The organism is Thalassolituus sp. UBA6592 (assembly GCF_002433655.1).
In the GTDB taxonomy this organism is placed as follows: Bacteria; Pseudomonadota; Gammaproteobacteria; order Pseudomonadales; family Oceanobacteraceae; genus Venatoribacter.
Window position 1 is genome coordinate 1 of record NZ_DJIO01000019.1, and the last position, 24508, is coordinate 24508.

The 24508-nt window shown below is 51.3% G+C and carries 20 protein-coding genes; 2 read left to right on the forward strand and 18 right to left on the reverse strand.

Features of this window, described 5'->3' with window-relative positions; genetic code table 11:
- Nucleotides 1-330: 330 nt before the first annotated feature.
- Nucleotides 331-939, forward strand: coding sequence for a MarC family protein (locus B2Z72_RS01510; protein ID WP_296983429.1), 609 nt, complete (start codon nt 331-333; stop codon nt 937-939).
- A gap of 58 nt (nt 940-997) precedes the next feature.
- Here B2Z72_RS01510 and B2Z72_RS01515 read toward each other — a convergent pair whose 3' ends face one another.
- The 5 genes from B2Z72_RS01515 to B2Z72_RS01535 all read right to left on the reverse strand — a co-directional run bounded on the left by B2Z72_RS01515 (nt 998) and on the right by B2Z72_RS01535 (nt 7784).
- Nucleotides 998-1366: a hypothetical protein gene (locus B2Z72_RS01515; protein WP_297004049.1), complete on the reverse strand. Its 369-nt coding sequence runs from the start codon at nt 1364-1366 to the stop codon at nt 998-1000.
- A 247-nt stretch (nt 1367-1613) separates the two neighbouring features.
- Nucleotides 1614-1802, reverse strand: a complete 189-nt coding sequence (locus tag B2Z72_RS01520) for a hypothetical protein (protein ID WP_296982685.1) — start codon at nt 1800-1802, stop codon at nt 1614-1616.
- A 291-nt stretch (nt 1803-2093) separates the two neighbouring features.
- Nucleotides 2094-3749 (reverse strand): dihydrolipoyllysine-residue acetyltransferase, encoded by a 1656-nt coding sequence (aceF, locus tag B2Z72_RS01525; protein ID WP_296982684.1) that lies wholly within the window; start codon nt 3747-3749, stop codon nt 2094-2096.
- 12 nt (nt 3750-3761) lie between these two features.
- On the reverse strand, nt 3762-6422 hold the full coding sequence (aceE, locus tag B2Z72_RS01530; protein WP_296982683.1) for a pyruvate dehydrogenase (acetyl-transferring), homodimeric type: 2661 nt from the start codon (nt 6420-6422) through the stop codon (nt 3762-3764).
- A 372-nt stretch (nt 6423-6794) separates the two neighbouring features.
- Nucleotides 6795-7784 carry a GlxA family transcriptional regulator gene (locus B2Z72_RS01535; RefSeq protein ID WP_296982682.1) on the reverse strand — a complete coding sequence of 330 codons (990 nt, stop codon included), beginning with the start codon at nt 7782-7784 and terminating at the stop codon, nt 6795-6797.
- A 144-nt stretch (nt 7785-7928) separates the two neighbouring features.
- Here B2Z72_RS01535 and B2Z72_RS01540 point away from each other — a divergent pair, with 144 nt between their 5' ends.
- Nucleotides 7929-9650, forward strand: a complete 1722-nt coding sequence (locus B2Z72_RS01540; RefSeq protein WP_296982681.1) for a beta-ketoacyl synthase — start codon at nt 7929-7931, stop codon at nt 9648-9650.
- Nucleotides 9651-9802: 152 nt separating this feature from the next.
- On the opposite strand, the gene B2Z72_RS01545 is transcribed toward B2Z72_RS01540, so the two are convergent.
- From B2Z72_RS01545 to B2Z72_RS01605, 13 genes are all read right to left on the reverse strand, one after another.
- A complete protein-coding gene (locus B2Z72_RS01545; RefSeq protein WP_296982680.1) occupies nt 9803-10945 on the reverse strand; it encodes a sulfate/molybdate ABC transporter ATP-binding protein in 1143 nt (380 codons plus the stop codon).
- Nucleotides 10942-11811 (reverse strand): sulfate ABC transporter permease subunit CysW, encoded by an 870-nt coding sequence (cysW, locus tag B2Z72_RS01550; protein WP_296982686.1) that lies wholly within the window; start codon nt 11809-11811, stop codon nt 10942-10944. The genes B2Z72_RS01545 and cysW overlap by 4 nt, the downstream gene beginning before the upstream one ends.
- 36 nt (nt 11812-11847) lie before the next feature.
- Nucleotides 11848-12705, reverse strand: coding sequence for a sulfate/thiosulfate ABC transporter permease CysT (cysT, locus tag B2Z72_RS01555; protein ID WP_296982679.1), 858 nt, complete (start codon nt 12703-12705; stop codon nt 11848-11850).
- A gap of 162 nt (nt 12706-12867) precedes the next feature.
- Nucleotides 12868-13878 (reverse strand): thiosulfate ABC transporter substrate-binding protein CysP, encoded by a 1011-nt coding sequence (cysP, locus tag B2Z72_RS01560; protein ID WP_296982678.1) that lies wholly within the window; start codon nt 13876-13878, stop codon nt 12868-12870.
- 261 nt (nt 13879-14139) lie between these two features.
- On the reverse strand, nt 14140-15024 hold the full coding sequence (locus B2Z72_RS01565; protein WP_296982677.1) for a TraB/GumN family protein: 885 nt from the start codon (nt 15022-15024) through the stop codon (nt 14140-14142).
- Between the two features lie 344 nt (nt 15025-15368).
- Nucleotides 15369-15761, reverse strand: coding sequence for a DUF3127 domain-containing protein (locus B2Z72_RS01570; RefSeq protein WP_296982676.1), 393 nt, complete (start codon nt 15759-15761; stop codon nt 15369-15371).
- 119 nt (nt 15762-15880) lie between these two features.
- Entirely contained in the window at nt 15881-16297 is a 417-nt protein-coding gene (locus tag B2Z72_RS01575) for a hypothetical protein (RefSeq protein WP_296982675.1), read from the reverse strand.
- 29 nt (nt 16298-16326) lie between these two features.
- Nucleotides 16327-16905 (reverse strand): nucleotidyltransferase domain-containing protein, encoded by a 579-nt coding sequence (locus B2Z72_RS01580; RefSeq protein ID WP_297004057.1) that lies wholly within the window; start codon nt 16903-16905, stop codon nt 16327-16329.
- 368 nt (nt 16906-17273) lie between these two features.
- Nucleotides 17274-17987, reverse strand: coding sequence for a zeta toxin family protein (locus tag B2Z72_RS01585; protein ID WP_297004051.1), 714 nt, complete (start codon nt 17985-17987; stop codon nt 17274-17276).
- 88 nt (nt 17988-18075) lie between these two features.
- Entirely contained in the window at nt 18076-21321 is a 3246-nt protein-coding gene (locus B2Z72_RS01590; protein WP_297004053.1) for a type I restriction endonuclease subunit R, read from the reverse strand.
- Nucleotides 21322-21394: 73 nt separating this feature from the next.
- The gene (locus tag B2Z72_RS01595; protein WP_296983641.1) at nt 21395-22027 is read right to left on the reverse strand and encodes a DUF6933 domain-containing protein; all 633 of its coding nucleotides are present in this window, start codon (nt 22025-22027) and stop codon (nt 21395-21397) included.
- 100 nt (nt 22028-22127) lie between these two features.
- On the reverse strand, nt 22128-23615 hold the full coding sequence (locus B2Z72_RS01600) for a restriction endonuclease subunit S (protein WP_296983642.1): 1488 nt from the start codon (nt 23613-23615) through the stop codon (nt 22128-22130).
- Nucleotides 23605-24508: N-6 DNA methylase (locus tag B2Z72_RS01605; RefSeq protein ID WP_297004055.1), on the reverse strand; the 904-nt coding region annotated here is incomplete at its 5' end. The genes B2Z72_RS01600 and B2Z72_RS01605, both read right to left, overlap by 11 nt.

Genomic DNA, 24508 nt, shown 5'->3' on the forward strand with positions numbered 1-24508 from the left:
CAAGACAACGAACCCACTTCCCTACAGCAGGCATGAGCAGCTATCTGCTGACACAGTCAGACAATACAGGCGGCTCGCCATCTGCCAGAAGTGTACATGGCTATGATATTATCGTGTCAGCAGCGCCTTGCATCCCGGCTCCTGGCATTTGTCACTCCGCCAGGCGGATTCCGCAGCGATGCAACTAAACACGGCAACAACACAGTAAGACCGCAGCACTAACTTAGTAAAACCGCAGCAACAACCTCTGCACCACTTTGTCTGAACCGCATGCGCTTCAACAGGCAAAGATTAATGCGTTAACACTCAACCTACTGAAGACTATTTATCATGAGCGAGCTTCTGGCCACTTTTATCTTCTTCTTCGCGGTAATCGATCCCATCGGTACGGTGCCGGTTTTTATTGCCGTCACCGCACAATACGACGAGAAAATGAAGCGTAAAGTCGCCGTACTGGCCACCCTGTTTGCCGCTCTGATTCTGCTGTTCTTTGTCGTGGCCGGCGAAATTATCCTTAACGCCATCAATATTCCGCTGTCGGCCTTTCAGATCGCTGGCGGCATTGTGCTGTTTCTGTTTGCACTGACAATGATTTTTGGTGAAGGTAAGCCGGAAGGTGAAATGCGCTTTATCAAAGACGGCAAAGAAACGGCCATCTTTCCGTTAGCCGTGCCATCTATTGCCAGCCCTGGGGCTATGCTGGGTGCGGTACTGATGACAGAAAATAACCGCTTCAGTCTGTTAGAGCAGTCCCAGACCACCATGATGATTCTGGCGGTTCTGGCTATCGTACTGGTATTACTGCTGTTAGCCAGCTACGTTCACCGACTGATCGGCGACAGTGGTGCCAGCATCATCAGCCGGGTGATGGGCCTGATTCTGGCGTCCGTAGCCGTCAACAATATCCTTTCCGGGATCAAAACCTATTTTGCACTTTGATTCCCGGCCGCAGTTATGCTGGCCGCAGCGTGAATTCCGTCAGGGCAATCTGCGGGATTCAGCTTAATCGTTGTGCAGAAGTTTGCCGAGAGCTTTCGACAGGAGAAAGATCGGCATCTTTTTCTTCAGTTGCCTGTGCCGCGTCAGTTTGTTCTGCAGCCGTCAGCTCAGAAGTACCCTCTGTTTCTACCACTTCGCTGCTGGAAAGCGCCTGCACCTGCTCGCGCAGTTCGTCGGCATCGGCGTAAAAATATGCGCTGCTGAGCGCCATAAACATAAAAAGGGACAGATTCTTCATCGTATTTTCCTGGCGGAATTTTTCAACGTTGTTATAGGACAGATAATCAGGCAGGAAGTTTGTGGCGGATGTTTTTTTCGGTGTGACGCATTGCGCAAATGCGTTGGTTGGTTCAGAAAATAAAATCATGGGCTCCTGGTGAGTTTCGGAATGTGTTAATTCGATAACACGCTTAAAGCTAAGCGCTTAAAAGTAAGCAGTGGCACTACTGAGAAAAGCCAGTCCGAGAAAGCCAGTCCGAGAAAGCCAGTCCGAGAAAGCCAGTCCGAGAAAGCCAGTCCGAGAAAAGCCGGTCAGAGAAAAGCTGGCCGCTTAGGGGAAGACAATCAGCCACCGCAGTAAAACTGTGGTGGCTGATCGCTGAGAGGTAAAGACCTCAGTTCAAACGGGTTTTCAGTACATCCACCAACAGATCAATCTTCATCTGCGGCTGTTTTTGGTCCAGTACAATCTGTTTGCGGTCTGACATCTGATCCTGATCCACCACGACTGCCGCTTCTCTGGCATCGGCCATGGCGGCGCTGGCCAGACAGGCAATACCTGCGATCAATGCTTTGTTTTTCATGGTCTTTACCTCTTTCAGTTCATTTTCTCTTACAGCGAGTTAGTCAGCAACAATGAAAATTAGTTCGATATGATTGATAATGAAAATAGAACAATAAGATTTAAAAACCAACTCTTTTAGTAGGAATAAGCTCTTAAGCAGGAACCCGGGGAAAGGTATTCAGAAGACAAGAAAGGTGTTCAGAAGATAAAGCCGGCGCGCAGGCAAAAAAAGCCCGGCCAAAATGGCCGGGCAAAAATGGTCTTTTAAATAAAAGACCCACCCATTTTCACTTAAAGACGTGCACGCCGGTTACAGAACCAGACGGCGTACGTCGCTGATCAGATTCACGAAGTGCGTGAAGAAACGACCACAGTCTGCACCGTTAATCGCACGGTGATCGTACGATACGGTTAATGGCAGCATATTGCGCGGAACAAATTCCTTACCATTCCAGACCGGTTTAATCTGAGCTTTGGACACACCCATAATGGCCACTTCCGGCGTATTCACGATAGGCGTGAAACCGGTACCGCCAATGGCACCCAGGCTGGAGATTGTGAAACAACCACCCTGCATTTCATTTGGCTTCAGTTTGCCGTTACGGGCTTTGTCTATCAGTTCGTTTACTTCTCTGGCGATCTGGTAAATGCCTTTTTTGTCGGCGTCACGCAGAACCGGAACCATCAGGCCGTTCGGCGTATCACAGGCAATACCAATGTGCACATAGCTTTTCTGCACAATGTGCTCACCGTCGTGATGTAGCGACACGTTAAAGCTTGGCTCAGCCACCAGAGAGGCAGCGGCGGCTTTGATCAGGAACGGCAGCGGCGTTAATTTCACACCGTGTTTTTCCGCTTCGGCTTTCATGCTCTTACGGAATTCGTCGAGATCTGTGATGTCAGCGTCATCAAACTGAGTAACGTGCGGTACGTTCAGCCACGCACGGCTCATGTTGGCAGCAGTAACCTTTTTGATCTTGCTCATTTTCACCAGTTCGATATCACCGAACTGAGAGAAATCAATGGCAGGAACAGCAGGAATACCCGCGCCACCGGTAACGCCAACCGCACCACTTTCAGCCTTTTTAACCACAGCTTTTACGTAGTCACGGATATCGTCTTTGGTGATACGGCCACGCATACCGGTACCTTTCACCTTGGTCAGATTCACACCCAACTGACGCGCCAGACGACGGGAAGAAGGACCTGCGTAGACATTGTGAATGTCTTTTTCATCGGTCACTTCGTTCAGTGTCTGAGTTTTGGCCGGAGCCGGTGCTGCTGCAGGTTTCTCTGCGGCAGGTGCCGGAGCAGCAGCAGGCTTTTCAGCTGCAGCTGGTTTTTCTTCTGCTTTTTCAGCAGGAGCCGCAGCACCGCCACTGACCAGAATCTTCGCGTAAACGTCGCCTTCTTTTACTTTGTCGTCGACGTTAACCAGGATTTCTTTCAGAACACCTGCCTGAGGTGCCGGAATGTCCATGCTGGCTTTATCACTTTCCAGAACAATCAGAGAATCGTCTTCTGCTACTTCATCACCAGCTTTCACGGTAATTTCAATAACAGTCACTTCATCTGCACCACCCAGATCCGGGATGGTCAGTTCAATGATCTGTTCTGCTGCTGGTGCAGAAGGTGCTGCTGGTTTTTCTTCAGCGGCTGGCTTCTCTTCCACTGCAGCCGGTTTTTCTTCCGCTGCAGGTTCGGATGCTTCTTCTGCTGCAGGCGCAGCATCGGTTTCCAGTTCAAAAATCGCTGAACCTTCCGATACTTTATCGCCCACGTTTACCAGAATTTTGGCAATCTTCCCTGCCTGTGGGCAGGGAATTTCCATAGTTGCTTTGTCAGTTTCCAGAACCAGCAGGTCCTGTTCCTGTTCAACGCTGTCACCAACGGCAACGTTAATTTCAATTACTTCTACGTCTTCTGCGCCACCGATGTCAGGCACATTCACGGTCATATTGCTCATGATGGCCTCCTATCAGTGGTTTACAGGGTTAACTTTGTCGGCAGAAATACCCAGTTCAGCGCGAGCCTTGGCCAGATCTTTCTGCGGGAATTTGCCGTCTTTAGCCAGCTCAGTCAGAGCAGCCAGAACAACAAACTCACGGCTTACTTCAAAGTAGTGACGCAGTTTCTTACGGGTGTCACTGCGGCCGAAACCATCAGTACCCAGTACCTTGTATTCACCCGGAATATAAGCACGCAGCTGTTCGCCGTACGCTTTGATGTAATCGGTCGCCAGAATGAACGGACCTTTGGCATCTTTCAGGGTTGCTGTTACGTAAGGAACTTTCGCTTCTTTCGCTTCAGGATTCAGCATGTTCACGCGGTCACATTCGTGTGCGTCACGTACCAGTTCGTTAACGGACGGTACGCTCCATACGTCGGATTCAACGCCGTATTTTTCACGCAGAATGTCAGCAGCTGCTTCTACTTCACGCAGAATAGTACCGGAACCCATCAGCTGGACGCGGGCATCAGCAGCTTTGGTTTTCTTACCGGCTTTCAGCTGGTACAGACCTTTGATAATGCCTTCTTCAGCACCCACCGGCATATCCGGGTGAACGTAGTTTTCGTTCATGGTGGTGATGTAGTAGAAGCAGTTCTCTTCGTCGTGATACATACGCTTCAGACCGTCCTGAATAATCACGGCCAGTTCGAAGCTGTAAGTCGGATCGTAAGATTTACAGTTCGGGATGGTGTGCGCCATCAGCAGGCTGTGACCATCCTGGTGCTGCAGACCTTCACCGTTCAGAGTGGTACGGCCAGCGGTCGCGCCAATCAGGAAACCACGTGCCTGCATATCACCGGCAGCCCACGCCAGGTCGCCAATACGCTGGAAACCAAACATGGAATAGAACACGTAGAACGGAATCATTGGGCAGTTGCTGTTGCTGTAGGCAGTTGCCGCAGCAATCCACGCAGACATAGCACCGGCTTCGTTAATACCTTCTTCCAGAATCTGGCCTTTTTTATCTTCCTTGTAGTACATGATCTGGCCGGCATCCATCGGCGTGTACTTCTGGCCCTGGGAAGAATAAATACCCAGCTGACGGAACATTCCTTCCATACCGAAAGTACGTGCTTCATCAGGAACGATCGGCACAACGCGCTTGCCGATTTCTTTGTCTTTAACCACCTGAGACAGGATACGTACGAACGCCATAGTAGAAGACAGTTCACGTTCACCACTGCCGCTCAGCTGACCTTTGAACGCATCCAGTTGAGGCGTGTTCAGAGGCTCAAACGCGGTACGGCGTGAAGGAACAGGACCGTGCAGTTTCTTACGGCGGTCGTTCATGTATTTCATTTCCGGGCTGTCCGGAGATGGACGGTAGTAAGGTACGCGTTCCAGTTCTTCGTCAGTCAGCGGAATGGCAAAGCGGTCACGGAATTGCTTCAGTGAATCTTTGTCGAGTTTTTTCACGGAGTGAGTAATGTTGGCCGCTTCGCCGGCATCACCCAGGCCATAACCTTTAACGGTCTGAGCCAGAATAACGGTTGGCTGACCTTTGCTTTCCATTGCTTCAGCGTACGCAGCGTACACTTTGAACGGATCGTGGCCACCACGGTTCAGGGCGAAGATTTCTTCATCGCTCATGTCTTTCACCAGTTCCAGCAGCTCCGGATATTTACCGAAGAAGTGTTCACGGGTGTAAGCGCCACCGTTAGCTTTGTAGTTCTGCAGTTCGCCGTCGCAGACTTCATCCATACGCTTCTGCAGCAGACCGGATTTGTCTTTTTCCAGCAGGATGTCCCAGTGACGACCCCAGACAACTTTAATTACATTCCAGCCAGCGCCACGGAAGACACCTTCCAGTTCCTGAATGATTTTGCCGTTACCACGGACAGGACCATCCAGACGCTGCAGGTTACAGTTGATCACGAATACCAGGTTTTCCAGCTTTTCGCGGCCAGCCAGAGAAATTGCACCCAGAGTTTCCGGCTCATCACATTCGCCGTCACCCAGGAACGCCCACACCTTACGGTCACCACGTGGCGACAGTTCACGGGCAGACAGGTAGCGCATTACGTGCGCCTGATAAATCGCCTGAATCGGACCCAGACCCATAGAAACGGTCGGGAACTGCCAGTAATCCGGCATCAGCCATGGGTGTGGGTAGGAAGACAGACCGTTGCCATCAACTTCACGGCGGAAATTATCCAGCTGTTCTTCGTCGAAACGGCCTTCTAGGTAAGAGCGTGCGTAAATACCCGGTGCAGAGTGACCCTGGAAATAAATCAGGTCGCCCAGGTTGCCGTCTTCGTTACCACGGAAGAAATAGTTAAAACCAACATCGTACAGAGTGGCCGCAGATGAGAAAGACGCAATGTGACCGCCCAGACCTTCATCGTTATCGTTGGCACGCATAACCATGGCCAACGCATTCCAGCGCACCAGAGAACGGATACGGCGTTCCATGAACAGGTCGCCCGGCATACGTTTTTCTTTATCGGTAGGAATGGTATTGCGATAAGGTGTGGTAATAGCCGGTGGCAGGTCTACGCCTTTTGCCAGAGCATTATCAAACAGGGTTTTCAGCAGAAACGCTGCCCGCTCCGGGCCAGCATGACGGATGGTGGCGTGCAAGGAATCCAGCCACTCCTGAGTTTCATAAACGTCGACATCTTGTGTCATGAGGACTCTCGTCTCCTTATTATTGCACCAATAAAGGTGGTCGGTGCGTTGGCTTTGCTCCGCCTTTTGGGCGGAAACCATTATCTGCACGGCTGATTCAGCCGGCAGTTCAGGACAGTCACGAAACGGTCTTAGCTATTATCCTTTCCGTTATGCCTTTCCGTTATGGGTAAGTACGGAAAGTAACCATAGATAAACTCATTTCCGGCTGCCTATGTAGTTCTACGATCCAGGAAAGCTAGTAAAACTACATAATTAATCGTTATAGCATCGCTGATGTTCATAGTCTGAATGTTCCGACTACAAAAAACAACGTCATTCTTGTAGTTTTTTTACAAGATACTTTTTCCACCCATTTTTACCTTCCGCTGCTCACCCACCACTGAACAGTTTACGCCGCACCTTACGGCGGAATTCGCCGGGGGTCTGCCCCGCCAGTTTGCGGAACACACGGATAAAATATCCGGCGTCGTTAAAACCAACGGTGGCGGCGATATCCGCGATGGTCAGATTCGAATTCTGCAAAAGATCGCGGGCACTCTCACAGCGTAGACCATGCAGATACTGTGTGGGTGTGCGGCCCGTAATGTGGCGGAAGCGGCGGTCAAACTGGCGTTCACTGAGGCCGGTCATTTCTGCCAGCGCCTGCAGAGACAACGGCCGTTGCATGTTCTGCTGCAGCCAGGTCTGCGCCATGGCGATTTCTTCATCCGGGTGTTGCTCGTTCTGTTCAGCATAAAACACCTTTTTTTCAATCGGATTGCGGATTTCCGGTGAAAACTGTTGTTCCACCTGCTGAGCCAGACTGCGGTCGTACTGCAAACCAATAAAATGCACCATCATATCGGCGCCGGAGTTCACGCTCGCCGCGCAGTAAATTCGGTCCGCCTGGGTCAGCAGATGCTGACGCTGCAGCTTCACCCGCGGGTAATCCCGGGCAAACTGTTCCAGATAATGCCAGTGCGTGGTGGCCGGCTTGCCATCCAGAATCCCCGCCTCCGCCAGCAGACACACACCGGTACCCACCGCCAGCACACTGGCACCGCCACGGTATTGCTGCGCAATCCAATCGATGGTTTCCGCCTCCTGCAACAGCTGTCGTTTTGGGTTACGCCACAAAGCCGGGACAACGATAAGATCGGTATGTTCAATCTGATTGAGTGCTTTGGCCGGATTAAGGCGAAAGCCGCCGAGCATGGAAATCGCTTTCAGCTCACGGGCTGCGGGCTCTACAGCGAAATCCGCACGCGGATCGCGGCGTACTTTTAAACGCGCGCGGGCGGTTTCCAGCATTTCCAGCGGAATGGCCACGCTGGAGCTGAGCATCTGCTCCATGGTCAACAGAGTTACGTGCCTGATCACAGGTGTTCAACGCTCCTGTTCGAATATGTCACTAATTGCGTCTTAATTATTCAATAATATGACTGAATCGTACTAATAACGAAAGCAGTGCTGATCCTACAATAGTCGCAGATCAAATATCAGCGCATATCAGTAAGGGTTCGCATGAGAAAATTGGCAGTTATTACTGGCTTTGGTGGCATCAGTGCCGCCGGCCGCAGTTCCGGACATCAGGCTTTCCGTCGTCTGGTGCTGGACAAGCTCAGCGCCGCCGAACAGAACGGCACACTGGCTTCACTGGCCCAGTTAATGGGTATTGAAGGCGCAGACCTGAATAACGAGGCCATTAAGCAGCAGATCCTCGATGGCACCCTGGTACGCGAATGGGACAACATGCCGTGGGATGCCCGCGCAGTGCCCTTCCACGAGCCATTCAAAGACGCCGACGGCAACAAATGCTGGCGCGAAACCACCAAACCGTTAACGGTACAGAGCGCCGGTCAGACGCCAAAAGGCTTTGATCCTCTGGCACAGTACAGCTCACGCCACCACCCTCGTGGTCTGGCGCTGGCGGTTTACGCAGCGTCTGACATGCTCGGTCAACTGGGTATGGATTGGGACGTCCTGCGTAACCACGTTCATCCGGATCAGATCGCAGTGTACGCCGGTTCAGCCATGGGCCAGCTCGATGGTGAAGGCCACGGCGGTATGATTCAGGCGCGTATGCTGGGCAAACGCACCAGCTCCAAGCAGTGCGCCATGGGTCTGAGCGAAATGCCGGCTGACTTTATCAATGCTTATGTACTGGGCAACGTCGGTACCACCGGCAGTATGGTCGGCGCCTGTGCGACCTTCCTGTACAACCTGAAAGTGGCCATCGACGATATTCAGAGCAGTCGTCGCCGTATGGTGATCGTAGGTAACGCTGAGTCGCCATTAACGCCGGAAATCGTTGAAGGCTATAACGCCATGACCGCGCTGGTCACCGAGAAAAACCTGCGTGATCTGGATGGTATCAGCGAAGATCAGAAACCGGACTTCCGCCGTGCCAGCCGTCCGTTCAGCTATAACGCTGGTTTTACCCTGGCGGAGTCTGCGCAGTTCTTCGTATTAACCGACGATGAACTGGCCACCGAACTGGGCCTGACCATTCACGGCGCCATCGGTGATGTATTCGTAAACGCTGACGGCTACAAAAAATCCATCTCTAACCCGGGCGTCGGTAACTACCTGACCATGGGTAAAGCCATGGGTGAAGCGCGCCGTTTAATCGGCGAACACGCACTGCAGACCGGCTCTTTTGTTCAGGCTCACGGCAGCAGCACGCCAGCTAACCGCACCACAGAAAGCCACATCCTCAGTGAACTGGCCGGTGCCTTCGGTATTAAAAACTGGCCGATTACTGCGGTAAAAGCGCATCTGGGTCATTCTCTGGCGGCAGCCTCTGCTGACCAGCTGATGATGACTCTGGGCACCTGGGCACACGGTATTATTCCAGGCATCACCACCGCCAGTGAAGTGGCCGACGATGTATTTGGCGATAACCTGAATATTCTGCTGAATCACTACGAAGTGGATGCCAACAGCCTGCCACTGGCGTTTATTAATGCCAAAGGCTTTGGCGGTAATAACGCCTCTGGTTTCGTGATCAGCCCACAGCAAACGCACAAATTACTGGCCAGCAAATACTCCGCGGATGAGTGGAAAAACTACCTGAGCCGTAACGAAGAAATCCGTGCTGCTGCAGAAGCCTTCGATGCCAAAGCCACCGCAGGTGAAAACGAAGTACGTTATGTGTTTGGTCAGGGCGTGATGGATGCAGAAGATCTGGATATCACAGATACCCGTATCCGCGTGAAAGGCTGGGAACACGAAGTCAAACTCTGAGAAGAGTTAACAGAATGAGCTGCGCGGCATTTGCCGTGCGGCAAAACGAAAGACCTCCTGATTGAAAGCAACCCCCCCCTTTGCTTGCTTTCAATCAGTTTTTGCCGCAGTGGATTACCACCGCGGCCTTTTTTTGCCTGTCAGAAATTGCCTCAGTCGATAAAGCGGAATTTCTGCGGCTCGCGCTGATCCACCTTAAAGAAATAACCGGTCTGCGGTGCAGCAAAGACTTTATCGCCCTTCTTAAACTGCAGCTGTGTATTCTGATCGTGAGTCAGATCCACTTCCCACAGCGCATCGCTGTCCCAGCCATCGGCTCTTAATTCCACTCTGACATCCGCGCCTACCGGATTAGCAGCCACTACAATAAACGGCAGATGAGCACCGGCTAATGCGTCACGGCTGAGCGTTAAACGATGAGAGCGGATATACAGATCGCCTTCTGCCGAAGCTAAGGCATCATTCGGCTGAACAGGTAATTCAATCCAGGCATTGCCATTGGTTAATTTTGGCTTGCTGGTGCCGTCATTGGCAGAAGCATTTACCGCGCTGTCGACAGAACCGTGAAAGATATTCGCACTGCCGAGAAAATCGAACACAAAGCGGCTGTTTGGTTTGGCGTACAGCTGCGCTGGTGTATCCACCTGCTCAATATTGCCATTGCTCATAACCACCACCTGATCGGACAGCTCCAGCGCTTCTTCCTGATCGTGGGTAACAAACACACTGGTAAAACCGATTTCTTCATGCAGTGAGCGCAACCAGCGACGCAATTCTTTACGCACTTTGGCATCCAGAGCACCAAACGGCTCATCCAGCAGCAGCACTTCCGGATGGGTTGCTAACGCCCGCGCCAGCGCAATACGCTGCTTCTGACCACCGGATAATTGCGACGGATAGCGGTTGGCCAGATGCGGCAACTGCACCCGCTCTAACAGGCGGCTGACCCGGCGCTGAATTTCTGCATTATCCGGACGTTCTTTTTTCGGCAGAACTTCCAGACCAAAAGCAATATTCTGTGCCACAGTCATATGACGGAACAGCGCGTAGTTCTGGAACACAAAACCCACGCGGCGATCTCGCACATGCAGATTGGTCACGTCACGGCCGGCAAACTGAATTTGTCCGCTGTCAGCGGATTCCAACCCGGCAATAATACGCAGCAAGGTGGTTTTACCGGAACCGGATGGTCCCAGCAGGCCGACCATTGCGCCTTCTTCAATATTCAATGACAGTGGCGACAACGCCTGAAACTGGCCAAAGCGTTTGGACAAATTTTCAATACGAATACTCATAAAGCCTCACCAGAGTCGTCTTTCCCGGCGCTGTCGTGCAGATTCTGTTCTGCCAGACGTTCCTGCCGCCATTCAATAAATGCTTTTAAAATCAGGGTAAATAATGCGATCAGCGCCAATAAAGACGCACTCGCAAAGGCTGCGCCGGATTGGTAATCCTCATACAGCAGCTGCACGTGCAAAGGCAGCGTATTGGTTTCACCACGGATATTACCGGATACCACAGACACCGCACCGAACTCACCAACCGCCCGCGCGTTGGTCAGAATGACGCCGTACAACAGCGCCCATTTAATATTGGGCAACGTTACGCGGCGGAATAATTGCCAGCCGGATGCACCCAGAATCACAGCCGCTTCTTCTTCCTCTTTGCCCTGTTGCTGCATTAACGGAATCAGCTCACGGGCAACAAACGGACAGGTAACAAACACCGTCACCATCACGATGCCCGGCCAGGCAAACATCAACTGCAGATCGTGAGCATACAACCACTGGCCCAGCCAGCCGTTATTGCCGTACAGCAACAGATACAGCAGACCCGCCACCACAGGCGACACCGCAAAGGGAATATCCATCAGTGTGATAAGAATCTTGCGTCCCGGAAAACGGAAACGGGTCACCGCCCAGGCGAATAACACACCAAACACCAGGTTAATTGGCACAGTTAACAGTGCCACAAACAAGGTCAGCAGAATGGCGTGCAGGGTATCCGGGTCTGCCAGACTGGAAAAATACTGGCCAATGCCATCAGCAAACGCATGCGTAAAAATCGCCGCCAGTGGTGCTACCAGCAATACCAGTGTCGACAGCAGTGCCAGCCCAATTAAAAAGCGGCGCACCCGCGGGCTGTCGCCCACCCGCTGCACATGGCTGCCAGAAGAATGAGAAGACATTACTAACTCCTATTGGCCATGCAGACGGCGGATGTAACGCGCCTGCCACAGGTTGATTAACAGCAGCAGTAACAAGGATGCCATTAATACCAGAGACGCAATGGCGCTGGCGGCGGCAAAATCAAATTCCTGCAGACGGACAAAAATCATCAGCGAGGTAATTTCGCTGACAAACGGCATATTGCCGGCAATAAAAATAACCGCGCCAAATTCGCCCAGACTGCGGGTGAATGACAGCGCCACGCCGGTTAACAGCGCCGGCCACAACGAAGGGAAAATAATCCGGCGAAATACCGTCCAGTCCGAAGCGCCCAGCGTAATGGCGGCTTCTTCCTCCTCGATGGAAAGCTCTTCCAATACCGGCTGCACCGTACGCACCACAAACGGAATCGAGGTAAAGGCCATGGCCACAATAATACCCAGCGGCGTGTAAGCGACTTTAATGCCCATGCTTTCCAACGCCGTACCGAACCAGCCGTTATTGGCATAAATCGTTGCCAGCGTAATACCGGCCACTGCGGTTGGCAGAGCGAATGGCAGATCGATCAGTGCATCCAGAATACGGCGTCCGGGAAACTGATAACGCACCAGCACCCAGGCCAGCAACAGGCCGAAAAAGCCGTTAAATACCGAGGCAAAAAACGCTGCCATGATGGTCACTTTATAACTGGCAACCACACGTTCGTCAGTGATTACAAACCAGTAGCGTTCCCAGCCCATATCCGCAGTCTGCATCACCAGCCCTGTCATAGGCAGTAACAGCACCAGACTGACAAAAAACAGCGACATCCCCAGACTGAGACCAAACCCAGGCAATACACGCTGCGCACGCGGCCGGTTTGCGACTGTGGCTAAAGCACTGGTCAATGGAATTCTCCCGATAATCGCGGTGAAAACCGCTCACAAATCAAACTGAATAAAGGTAAAAAAATACGCGTCTCAGACACACAAAGGCCGGGCGATGCCCGGCGCTCTGTCTGTGCGCTGCCGAATAAAGAAACATAAAGCGGCAGCGCTTACAGCTTATGCTCAGCGGCGCTGTTGCTGATCCAGCTTGCCGCCACTGTTGAACAGAGTTTCCATCGCCTGTGGCCAGCCACCGGCAATTTCTTCAACGGTCAGCAGTTTCACTTCCGGGAAACGATCAGCGACTTCGGCTTTTACTGTCTCGTTATGAATACGGTAGTTAAAACCAGCCAGCAGACGCTGCGCTTTCTCGCTGTACAGGTACTGCAGGTATTCAGTAGCCACCGCTTCGGTACCGTTACGCTTTACGTTGCGCTCAACCACAGCCACCGGAAATTCCGCCAGAATGGAAGTTTTTGGCACCACAACTTCGTATTTATCCGCACCGTACTGATCACGGATATTGTTTACTTCGGATTCAAAGGTAATCAGCACATCACCGATTTCACGTTCAACAAACGTGGTAGTCGCGCCACGGCCGCCGGTGTCGAATACTTTTACGTGAGCCAGAAAGTCTTTCATAAAGGCATCGGTTTTGGCTTCGTCTTTACCCAATGCATTCTGCGCATAACCCAGTGCTGCCAGATAGGTGTAACGGCCGTTGCCAGAGGTTTTTGGATTCGGGAACACCAGACCAACATCGTCTTTAACCAGGTCGCCCCAGTCGTGGATGTTTTTCGGATTGCCTTTGCGCACCAGAAACGCGGTGGTGGAATAATACGGTGAGCTGCCGTTTGGCAGTTTGGATTTCCAGTCCGCCGGGATCAGATTGCCGCGATCGTGCAGAATCTGAACGTCGGTTACCTGGTTAAAGGTCACCACGTCTGCCGGTAAGCCCTGCAGAATAGAACGCGCCTGTTTGGAAGAACCGGCGTGAGACTGACGGATTTCCACGTCGTTACCGGTCTTTTCTTTCCAGTGCTCAGCGAACACCGGGTTGTACGCCGCGAACAGTTCACGGGCAATATCGTAAGAGGTGTTTAACAGCTTCTCTTCTGCAGCCGAGGCCTGCAGCGCCACACCGGCCAGTAAAGCAATGGCCAGCGTTTTAACAGGAGTCAGAATATTCTTCATGCTTGGATACTTCGCAGATTATCTGGAGGGTTATCGATTCAGGCATGAGAGGCTAATTAAAATCAGAAGCTATTACAACGGGAGCATCTAGACGGTTTTGGAATATACTACGACCTAAACGCAATATACCCCGGGAGCGCGCAACGCCGCGGCTGCGCTGGACTGCAACAGGATCAGAAGCGGGTTCAGCCCAGACAAATCTTTACAGGATGAGAACGAATCCGGGCCTTGCAGAACGACCCGGAAAATCAGCAATCAGAATCAGGGCAGTTGCTGAACAACAAACCCCTGCGCCTTCAACTGCGCAATCAGACCATCATCACCGGCCAGGTGCCCCGCACCGACCAATACAAACTCACGCTGAGCATTGCGGAAATAGCCCAGCAGCTTGCGCATCCAGTTGTCGTTGCGCTGGGTGAACAACGCCTGATACGACGCCGGATCGTCTTCCAGCATCGGCTCGTTCACCACCCGCTGAATAGTCGCCAGATCACCACTGCGCCAGGCGGCGATGGTGTCCTGCAGCACCTGCCCGGCTTCCGGCACTTCTGCCAGCATACGCACTACAAAATCATCCTCATCGCCCTGCCCCAATTCCGCCAGAACCTGCGCCTGATAGCTCAGGGCCTCGAGAAACCATATCGGCTTTTCTGCATTCTCTGCCTGCTGCTGGAAATAGGCATCCACGCCCTCACCGGCAATACCGATTTTCTGACTCTCAATCTGAGTGGCCAGCATCAGAATAAACCCCGGCGTAAAACGCTGCAGATCATTCAGGTTGGCGCCGTTAGCGGTCAGATAATCTGCCAGCTGACGATACACATCCGCAGACAACACCTGCTGCAGCGTACGGCCATCGCTGTATTGCAGCATGCTGATAAATTCCTGCTGCGCCTGTGGTGTTTTTGGTAACTCGGTCTCCAGCACCAACACATCGCTGTCAGCAAATGCGCGCTGATACGGCGCAGGCAGCGGAAAATCCGATGCGGGTAAAAGATGCGCCGAACCGCCAAGATAAAAATAATCCGAGCCTTTACTGACCTTCCACACGGCGGAGTCGGCCAGAGCGCTGGCCGCAGAGAAGACCGACACTACAGCAACCAGTGCGGTCAACAGTGTGGAGAATACGAATCTGTGTTTTAACATCTGGGTTCCTTCTGTCTTTTCAGCTGGCCGTATCCCGATACCTGCCAATGTCTGTGCGGCCATCAATCTTTAAGTGCCCGACTGTGATTGTACGCTTGGCTTTGTTTCTGGCTGTGTCTCTGGCTTTACATTCGGAGTGACTGAGCACCTACCCATGTCAGACCGGTAAACGCCACTACTGACAGGACTCTTAGCGAATTAAACCAGACCCGGGCCAGAAAACAAAAAAGCGCTCAGAGAGCGCTTTTCAGATATTCATATATCGGTCAATCAGAGAATCCAGACCAGAACGGTACTCTTTAGCTTGTACCGGTTCAGAACGGTGCTCTTCCGCTTGTACCGGATCAAAACGGTACATCGTCATCATAGTCCGGCATCATTTGTGAGAACGGATCGGATGAACCCGCTGCTGGCATAGCGGCACTTGCCCCGCTTCCTGCGCCTTCAACCTTCCAGCACTGCAGACTAGTAAAGCACTTCTCTGGATTACCCGGCTTGTTCCACAGACGGCCAGACAGGTTGAACGTCACCATCACTTCATCACCCGGCTGATAAGCATCCATCAGCGCACACTTGTCTTTGATCAGCTCCAGCGCGACATAGTTAGGGTAATCCGGGTTCTCGCCCTCACCGCTGAGCTTGATCACGAATTCACGCTTGGTGAAACCGTTAGCGCCGTAAGAACGGGTTTCGTCGATGGAATGGATGATTCCCTGGGCTTCAAAGCTTTTGGACATGGGCTAAGGATTCCTGAGTGTTGGTTGGGGTTGGTTGCTTGTTTGGTTTGATAGCTGGGCTGAATCATAACATTGATGGGGGGATGGGTGGAGCCAGAATACCCTAATATCATTTCAGATTATTCAATGGGTGGCATTGCTTTAACCAGAGCCTGAACTTCCTGAGTAATGCTGATCAATTCCCGCAACAGTTGCGGATTAACATCAAGGTGTCCTTCATATTCAGCCAAATTGCGTGTGTTATGGCATTTATCCAGCACGCGCCATTTCGCTTTACTCAGGTTCACCGTGTGTTGCAAGCACTGGAACACCAGATACCGGCTGTCGCTGCGGTATCCATGCCAGCGCAATGCCGCAAGTGAAAAAGCATGGGCAGCACCGTATGCCAGTGAAAACTGACTGTCTTCACTTAAACCTGCTATCTGCGAATCTTTGAGTTTTGTATCGCCCGCCTGAACCATGCCTGCGAATTCCTTTGCATCAGCCGGTTCCTGCTTGAGCTTGTTGATTTTGACCAGATTATCCAGTTCCTTCATATCGCCTCCTGCGCTCTTACATCTTTCATTTATTCCATTAAATTAATTCGGGGCTGCTCCATCACTTTACTCAGGAAGTTTTGCCCTTCAGCCAGCCGTGTTTCAAACTCCTGAGGTGAATAAAGCGTTGGATTAACAAGGCGATGTAACTGTTCTTCTGCATCCTCTAACAGCGCCATGACTTCACTGTAACTTAACGCATCGCCAACCAACATAACATCCACATCGCTGCCGCTGTGCTCTTCGCCTTTGGCAACAGAACCGTATATGAAAGCCTTCTCAAGGTTGGGCAGTAAAGGGCGGATTGCGGATTTCAGTAACCCGGCTACACCGAAAGTTTTCTTAACCAGACTAACCAGCTCTGCATAAACAGGTGAAGCGGGGTTTGCCTGATAATGGTTCTGGTTGCCCTGCTTTACCACAGTCAGCAGGCCCGCATCTGCCATTTTGGTAAGTTCCCGGGAAATAACCCCTTTCCCCATACCTGCTGCACGGACCACCTCATTAAGATAAAAGCTTTTATCCGGCTGGCCAAAAAGCAATGCCAGCACCTTTTGCTGTGCCTTAGTAAATAAGGTATCTGCCAGACTGCCCGCCATATTCTCCATCACTCCTGCTGCCTGATCTGATCGGTCCGCAAAAAGCCACACCCGGTCCCAATTTGGGTACTATAGGACCCCAATTGGGTACTTTCAAGTTTAAATCTGAGAAAGCTCTACGCCTGCTCCTGTTTCGAAGCTGAAACAAAAAAGCACGCCGATTGGCGTGCTTCGTCTTCGTTTAGCGATCTTTCAGTCAGGATCAGGCAGCAGGAGCAGAGGCCTTATCGACAACAGCCTTTTGCTGCTCTGATGCCCGGCGCAGAACAGTCTTATAGACCTTTTTCTTCTCAGCCGATGAAGCGTGGTTCATAAACTCAGCAAACGAAGAACTGGTAGACGGTGTTTTCTTAATAAATTTCATCATAACTTCCAATCTAGTCGCTGGTTAGCCGGTCTTCAAGAGACGAAGTAGTATATTTTTCGACCACATGGCTGTCAATGTTGTCGATATTGGCACTGTACCGGCTTAATTGGTTATCCCTGTCCTGCAACAGCAGGTCGACCCTGATCCTGTTACCAAAATGCCGTTTCAGTGCGTTCACACAATCCCTTGCAGCAAAGTATTGCTCAATAAACCGCTCTCTTGGGATCTTTCTGCCCTCGACGGTTTCTCTGGCCCTTACAAACTCCCAGGCACGGACGGGGTCCTGATATACATAGAGAATATGAACGGACCGGCCCTTTCCAAGGGACCTTTCGATATTTTTCTTCGCTTTTTCATAGTTGGTCAGCGTGCCATCAAGGATAAAACTCTGCTTTTGCCCGATGACCAGGTCGTAGACTTTCTCCACCAGAATCGAAACCGCTGGCTGAAACAACCAGGAGTTATCACCGGTATAACCCTGTTCTCTGAACTCATCCCGATATTCGTCAGCATCAATGCGGATAACTTCACTATCGAACTGCTCAAGCAGTGCCTTAGACGCTTCCGTCTTACCAGCCCCCGGAGAACCTGCCATAAACACCGAAACCGGGTCCGCTTCCTTAGGGTATCTGGCTTTATCAGCAACGGTCTTAGCAAACTTCTTTTTTATCTTCCGGGCGTGTTCAGTCGCTTCGTCCTGAATTGCTCTCTCATTATCAGTCATGTCCTTATGCACTATCACCACTCACTCATATTTCTTTCAACAATAGATTGCGGAAAGTCATTATTTATAAACAAGGAGTTTGCAACCACTACCCCTTCCGATACTTCCGGAAGTTCTCCGCCTGCTCAAAAATCTCTTTGTACACTTCATCTTTATCCACCGGCGGGTAGCCGTGTTTGGCTAACAGCAGGATCAGCCCGACTTTCAGTTCTGCTTTGATGTCTTCGCGCTGGTCCCAGTCGGTAAACTGAGCTTTGTCGTCCACCAATTCTTTTACTGCTTTGGCGAGGGTTAGCAGTTTGTCTTCCGGATAGGTGAAGTCGTATTTGTGGGCAAGCTTCAGCAGGATGTCATAGAAAGCTTTTTCTTCGAGGTCGATGCCAAGGTCTGCGAAAGATTCTTTCTCTTTCTTCAGTGCCTGCAGCAGGTCGACCAGTTCTTCCGAAAAGTCCTCCAGCACATCACTGACCAATACACTGTCTTCGTTGCGCTCGTTGTAGTTTTCCACCAGCTTGCGGAATTTCTCGCTGAAGTTCATGCCCTGGGTTTTGTTGACCTTTTTAAAGTCTTCAATGGCGCGTGCAAGCAGTTGTTGCAGCAGTTTGATACGGGTATTGGGCAGTTTGATTTTTTCAATCTTGGCCAGATAGTCGTCATCGAAGATATCGACTTCGCCGCCCTGCTCTTCTCCCAGCTTAAAGATTTCTTCTACGCCATCGGCTTTCAGTGCTTCGGCGATCATTTCACGCACGCGGGCGTTCATCTGTGCAGTATCGGGTGCATTGCCTTTGGTGAGCTTAAACACGATGGAGCGCACGGCCAGGTAGAAGTGAACCAAATCGCGCTCTTCCTGACTGATACTTTCTGAACCACTGCAGATATCGAATGCGGCTTTTAAGCGTTTTACCAACGCCATAAAACGTTTTTCGATCTTATCGGTAAGCTGCACAAACTCCGCCGCCATATTCAGGCAGTTAAGCTGCTCCAGCGGAGTGCCGTTAAAATAGGGTTTGGTATCAAATTTGTGGAAGATTTTACCCAGTAAATCGAGGTGATCTTTCACCACGATCACTGACTGGGCGATTTCTTCAAAGTTCTGCTGATCGGCTTTGTTGTAGTGTGCCAGAGCAAGGTTCATCTGCTTTTTGATGCCGATGTAGTCGACCACCAGGCCTTTCTCTTTGCCTTCAAACTTGCGGTTTACCCGCGAGATGGTCTGAATCAAATTGTGGCGCTGAATCGGTTTATCGATGTAAATGGTATCGAGAAACGGCACATCAAAGCCGGTCAGCCACATATCCACCACAATGGCGATTTTAAAATTGGATTTGGCATTCTTAAACTGGCGGTCGAGCTCTTTGCGGTATTCCTGGGTGCCGAGCATCTCATACAGTGCTTTCGGATCATCTTTGCCGCGGGTCATAATCATTTTGATCCGTTCCATCGGCTTGATTTCTTTCTGCTCACTGTCGCTGAGCTGGCTGCCTTCCTCGGCAATCAGCACCTTGTTCCACTGTGGGCGCAGGGCAATCACTTCCTGCCAGAAGCGGTAAGCAATATCGCGGCTGCTGCATACGAACATGGCTTTGCCTTTAAGGGTTGCGCCTTCTTCGATGCGTTTTTCGTAATGCTCTACAAAATCTTTCGCCAGCGCTTTAATGCGATCCGGATCACCGAGAATCGCATTCATATTGGCACTGGCTTTTTTGCTCTCTTCAATCTGGTAATCGCTGGCGCCCTGGTCGGCACAGTCGCTGTAGTAGTCTTCAATTTCTTTCAGCTTATCGTTATCCAGCACGACTTTGGCGGCACGGCCCTCATACACGATACGCACCGTGATTTCGTCTTTGACTGACTCTGTCATGGTGTAGCTGTCAACGACTTCACCAAACACATCCAACGTGGCGTCAATCGGTGTGCCGGTGAAGCCCACAAAGGTGGCGTTGGGCAATGAGTCATGCAGATACTTAGCGAAGCCAAAAGTCTTTCTGACGATGCCTTTCTTCTTATCAATAACGACCTTCTGCTCAAGGTTGATCTGGCTGCGATGCGCTTCGTCAGAAATACAGATCACGTTGCTGCGCTCGGTCAGCAACTCGGTATCTTCGGTGAACTTATGAATCGTGGTCAGGAAAACCCCACCACTGTTGCGGCCTTTTAACAGCTCACGCAGGTGGGTGCGGCTTTCGACACTGATCACATGCTGATCGCCGATATAGCCCTTAGCACCGGTAAACTGGCCCGAGAGCTGATCATCCAGATCGGTACGGTCAGTAATCAGCACAATGGTCGGGCTTTCGAACTCGACGCTTTTCATCAGCAGCCGGGTTAAAAACATCATGGTGTAGCTTTTGCCGCAGCCGGTAGCCCCAAAGTAAGTGCCGCCTTTACCGTCCCCCTCGGGTTTACGGTGGCGCAGAATATTCTGATACAGCTTGTTGGCCGCATAAAACTGCGGATAACGGCAGACGATTTTTTCCTGCCGTTTTGAGGTATCCGGGAAGTAGATAAAGTGGCGGATCACCTCCCGCAGGCGGGTGTGATCAAACAGCCCCTCAATCATGGTATGCAGCGAGTTAATGCCATCCTGCTCGATGGTTTCATCGCCCGTGACTTTGCGCCAGGTATAGAAAAACTCATACGGGGCAAACAGCGAGCCCATGCGCGAGTTCACGCCATCGCTGATGATGCACAGTGCGTTGTACTTCATCAGCTCAGGGATATCACGGGCGTAACGGACAGTCAGCTGCTTGTACGCTTCTTCAATATTAACTTCTTCGCGGACGGCACTCTTAAACTCAAACACCACCAGCGGCAGACCATTGATATACAGAATCGCATCCGGAATACGCAGCTCTTTGCCTTCAATCTCAAGCTGGTTCACTACCTTGTAGATATTGGCGGTGCCATAAGCAGCGGTGTTGTTGGCGATCTGATTTTCAGGGGCTCTTGCATCAATCGACTCGACCTCACCGTCTTCAGGCAGTCGTTGCTCGGGCAACCCGGCATAGTCAATGAGTTGAACATAGAGGTCTTTCTTCGAGCGGTCTTCACGCTTCAGCAAAAAGCCATCGGCCACCAGCTTATGAATGCTGCGGTTAGAGTCGTACAGGTCAGCGGCAGGCATGCGATCAAGGCGGTTAATCACCGAAACGATTTCGGCCTCGGTAATGCCATCGGCCTGATAGCGCTTGTTCAGGTAGGCACGCAGATCCTCTTTGATCAGCACCTCATGCAGGGCGCGGTCGAGGGTGCTACCCAATACATGCGGGTAACCCTGCTCGGCGAGTAAATCAATAATTGCCTGTTCCAGTCTGGCCTCGGTAAAGCCCATTCCCTGCCTCTGCTTCTTCTTTGCTGTTACTGTGTTGCTGTTACTTCATTGCTGTTACTGCGTTGCCGATTCGCTACTGCTCTTCGTTATCGTCTCTGAAGAGATCCAACATTACCACATTGTCAGGTAATGGCTCCTGCTCCGCTTTTTTCCTACCTGTAGGCTTCTTGCCCGGATGCAGATCATCCAGCATCGCCAGAAATGCTTTACCAGGCATAATAAAGTCTTTGCTGTTTTTGACCATACAGGGTCGCTGCGCCATCCAGGCGCTTAATGAATAGCCCGTCAATTCGGCAACATCGAGCGAATCGAAGTAAATAGAATGCTCAATATCCTGAGCCGTTCTGTTCAGCGTGCCCAGCACCGAGCGATCCGTACCGCCGACAAACGCCAGTGGCTGCAACAATGCGGCGGCGGTAATTCTCTGTTTTTCGGTAGCGTTGCATTTCAATAAGGTATTCATCAGAACATCTTCAAAACACCAGTCGATATTGGCCAAATCCGGTTTGGTCAACGCCGGAATAAACAGCGGAAAGCGCGTCTGGTCGTGCACAAACAGCAGGCAGTTGCGGCGCTGAATGGTCAGCAGGTTGGCATGCCAACTGCCCAGCTTACTTTGCGGAGCTGCCAGAATGTCCTCCGCCCCAGGTTTCGTCTGGGCAGGCATTTTGGCGAGTAGCTTTTTGGTGGCGTGTATCTGGATCATGGTTTTATCTGCCCGCTAACTGACCAAATAGAGTTGTCGCAATATTTGCGACAACAGTCCGGAAATTCCGGACAGTTGAATCAACGCCCCGCCCGACACCTTACAACACCTCAGCCAGTTGTTGCTCGGCGTCAGGGATAGTGATCTGGCCGGACAGGAGTTTGGGGAGCAGAGAGTCGCGGAGGTTGGATAGCGTTTTATTTTCTTGAAGAAGCAGGCTCTTCTTCCTCAATAAAGCAGAAACTGTTTTTTCAAAATTTTGTAGTAAAGCTTTTTCTGGAGTAACGATTTTATTTGCCATGATCTTCTTCGGGGATGTGTGCTTAACCGTTGTTCCTGACATCCCTGACAAAATCTCATCTCGATAGGCTTGTGAGCAGAAGAAGTAATACAACCATCCAAATCCAAACACCTCTTTCTTCAATTCAACTTTGCCCAGTCGTTGATTGTGCAAATAGCGTTTTTCCTCATCGAAAGGAACCAGAGCTGGATAGCCCAAAGTGTCGGCCTGCTTACTAAGATCAGTCATCGTCAGAATCAGATCGCCCTCTTGCAAAATATATTCTGAGTCAATCGGGCCTTCGTAAAATTTGAGCTTATCGCCTTTATATCCACCGCCAATGGCTATATTTCCAGGAGTTAGTAAAACGTCACTCGTTTCCTTGTCCGAGAAATACTCGCCCTTAAATGCAAAGCCATGCTTGACGTTAATGTAACTGGATAATTGGTCAACCTCCCACCCCTCAGGCACCCAGCCCATTTCTTCGGTCAATACAAACCGATCCGGGAAAAGTTGTTGTATCTCAGGCGGCAGGCGCTGGTCTGATAAACCAGTTTCAGGCAGGGCCTGTTCTACGCTTACGGCGCCGGTGGCCCCCGTGGTTTTGTTGGTGGTTTTGCTGGTCTGCTGGCGCAGCGCTTCGCGTCTGGCGGCGCGGGCGGCCAGCTCGTCGGGAATTTCGTTTCCGGCGGCCAGGGCGTTGTCGATCACCGGGTCAAAATCCACAAACCAGCTTTTAAATAATGCCTGCGCCATGGATTCGAGGGTGGTATTGATCTGGCGGTTAAGGGCGATTTTGTTGTCGAGGGCGCCGAGGATTTGAGCAATGTTTTTTTGCTCTTTAAGTGATGGCAACATCACGGGATAGCGAGCTAGGTCGCCAACTTTCATATTCAGCTGAACAGAAGTACCACCTGATATTCCATCAATAAAGCTAGCAAAATCCGCAGATTGAAAGACGTAATATGCAAATTCAGGATATATCCTATTTGTGTCTAAGCGAATACGAGCTAATCCATTATTGAACACAGCATCCATATCTTGTTTAACAAGGTAGTTAATACCCGTCGAACAAGTTCGAGCCATGATGATGTCATCTCTTTTCAACTGGTACTTTTGATAGTCCTGCGGCTTAGTTTCTGTATACCCCCACTGCTCAAATGGCTTTGACTGGGATATGTCCTGTATTCGCAGACAACGGATCTCCGATGGCCCCTCTATTATCGGCGCACGGCGTATTGCGTCCAAACCAGTATTTATTGAATTCGCTACTTCAGAAAGTAATAGCTTCTCCCACTCACTCCCCATAACCCAGCCCCTTCAGGTTCTGTTTAATTACGGCATCCAGCTCCTGCGCGTCACGCATCTGCTGAAACAGGGTTTGGGTGAGTTGCTGCATTTTTTCTTCAAACAGTTCGCCGTCGTCTTCGATTTCTGCAGCGCCGACGTAGCGGCCCGGTGTGAGGACGTAGTCGTTGGCTTTGATGTCGTCTAATGAGGCACTGCGGCAGAAGCCGGGGATGTCGGTGTATGAGTCTGACGTCTGTGTTTCCACGTCGGACGTCGGACGTCTGACGTCTGACTCGCCAACTGACTCCCCCCTCCACAGATGATACGTCCGCGCGATTTCGGCGATATCGTCGGCGGTTAGTTCTTTATGTATGCGGCTGATCATGCTGCCCATATTACGGGCGTCGATAAACAGGGTTTCGCCTTCGCGGTTGCGGTGTTGTTTGCGGCCGTCGCTGAAGGTCTGGGCTTTTTTGTTTTTGGTTAAAAACCACAGGCATACAGGAATCTGGGTGGTGTAGAACAGCTGCCCCGGCAGGGCGATCATGCAGTCGACGAGGTCGTTTTCGATGATCTGTTTGCGGATTTCACCTTCGCCTTTGGTGTTGGTGCTCATGGAGCCATTGGCCAGTACAAAGCCCGCAACGCCGTTGTCGCTGAGCTTGCTGATCATGTGCAGTATCCAGCCGTAGTTGGCGTTGCCGGTGGGTGGGGTTTCGTAACCAGCCCAGCGCGGGTCGTTGGTGAGTTCATCCGGGCCGCGCCATTCTTTTAAGTTGAACGGTGGGTTGGCGATGATGAAGTCGGCTTTTAAGTCCGGGTGCTGGTCTTTAAAGAAGGTGTCGGCTGGTACGTCGCCGAGATTGGCGCTGATACCGCGAATCGCGAGGTTCATCTTGGCCAGCTTGTAG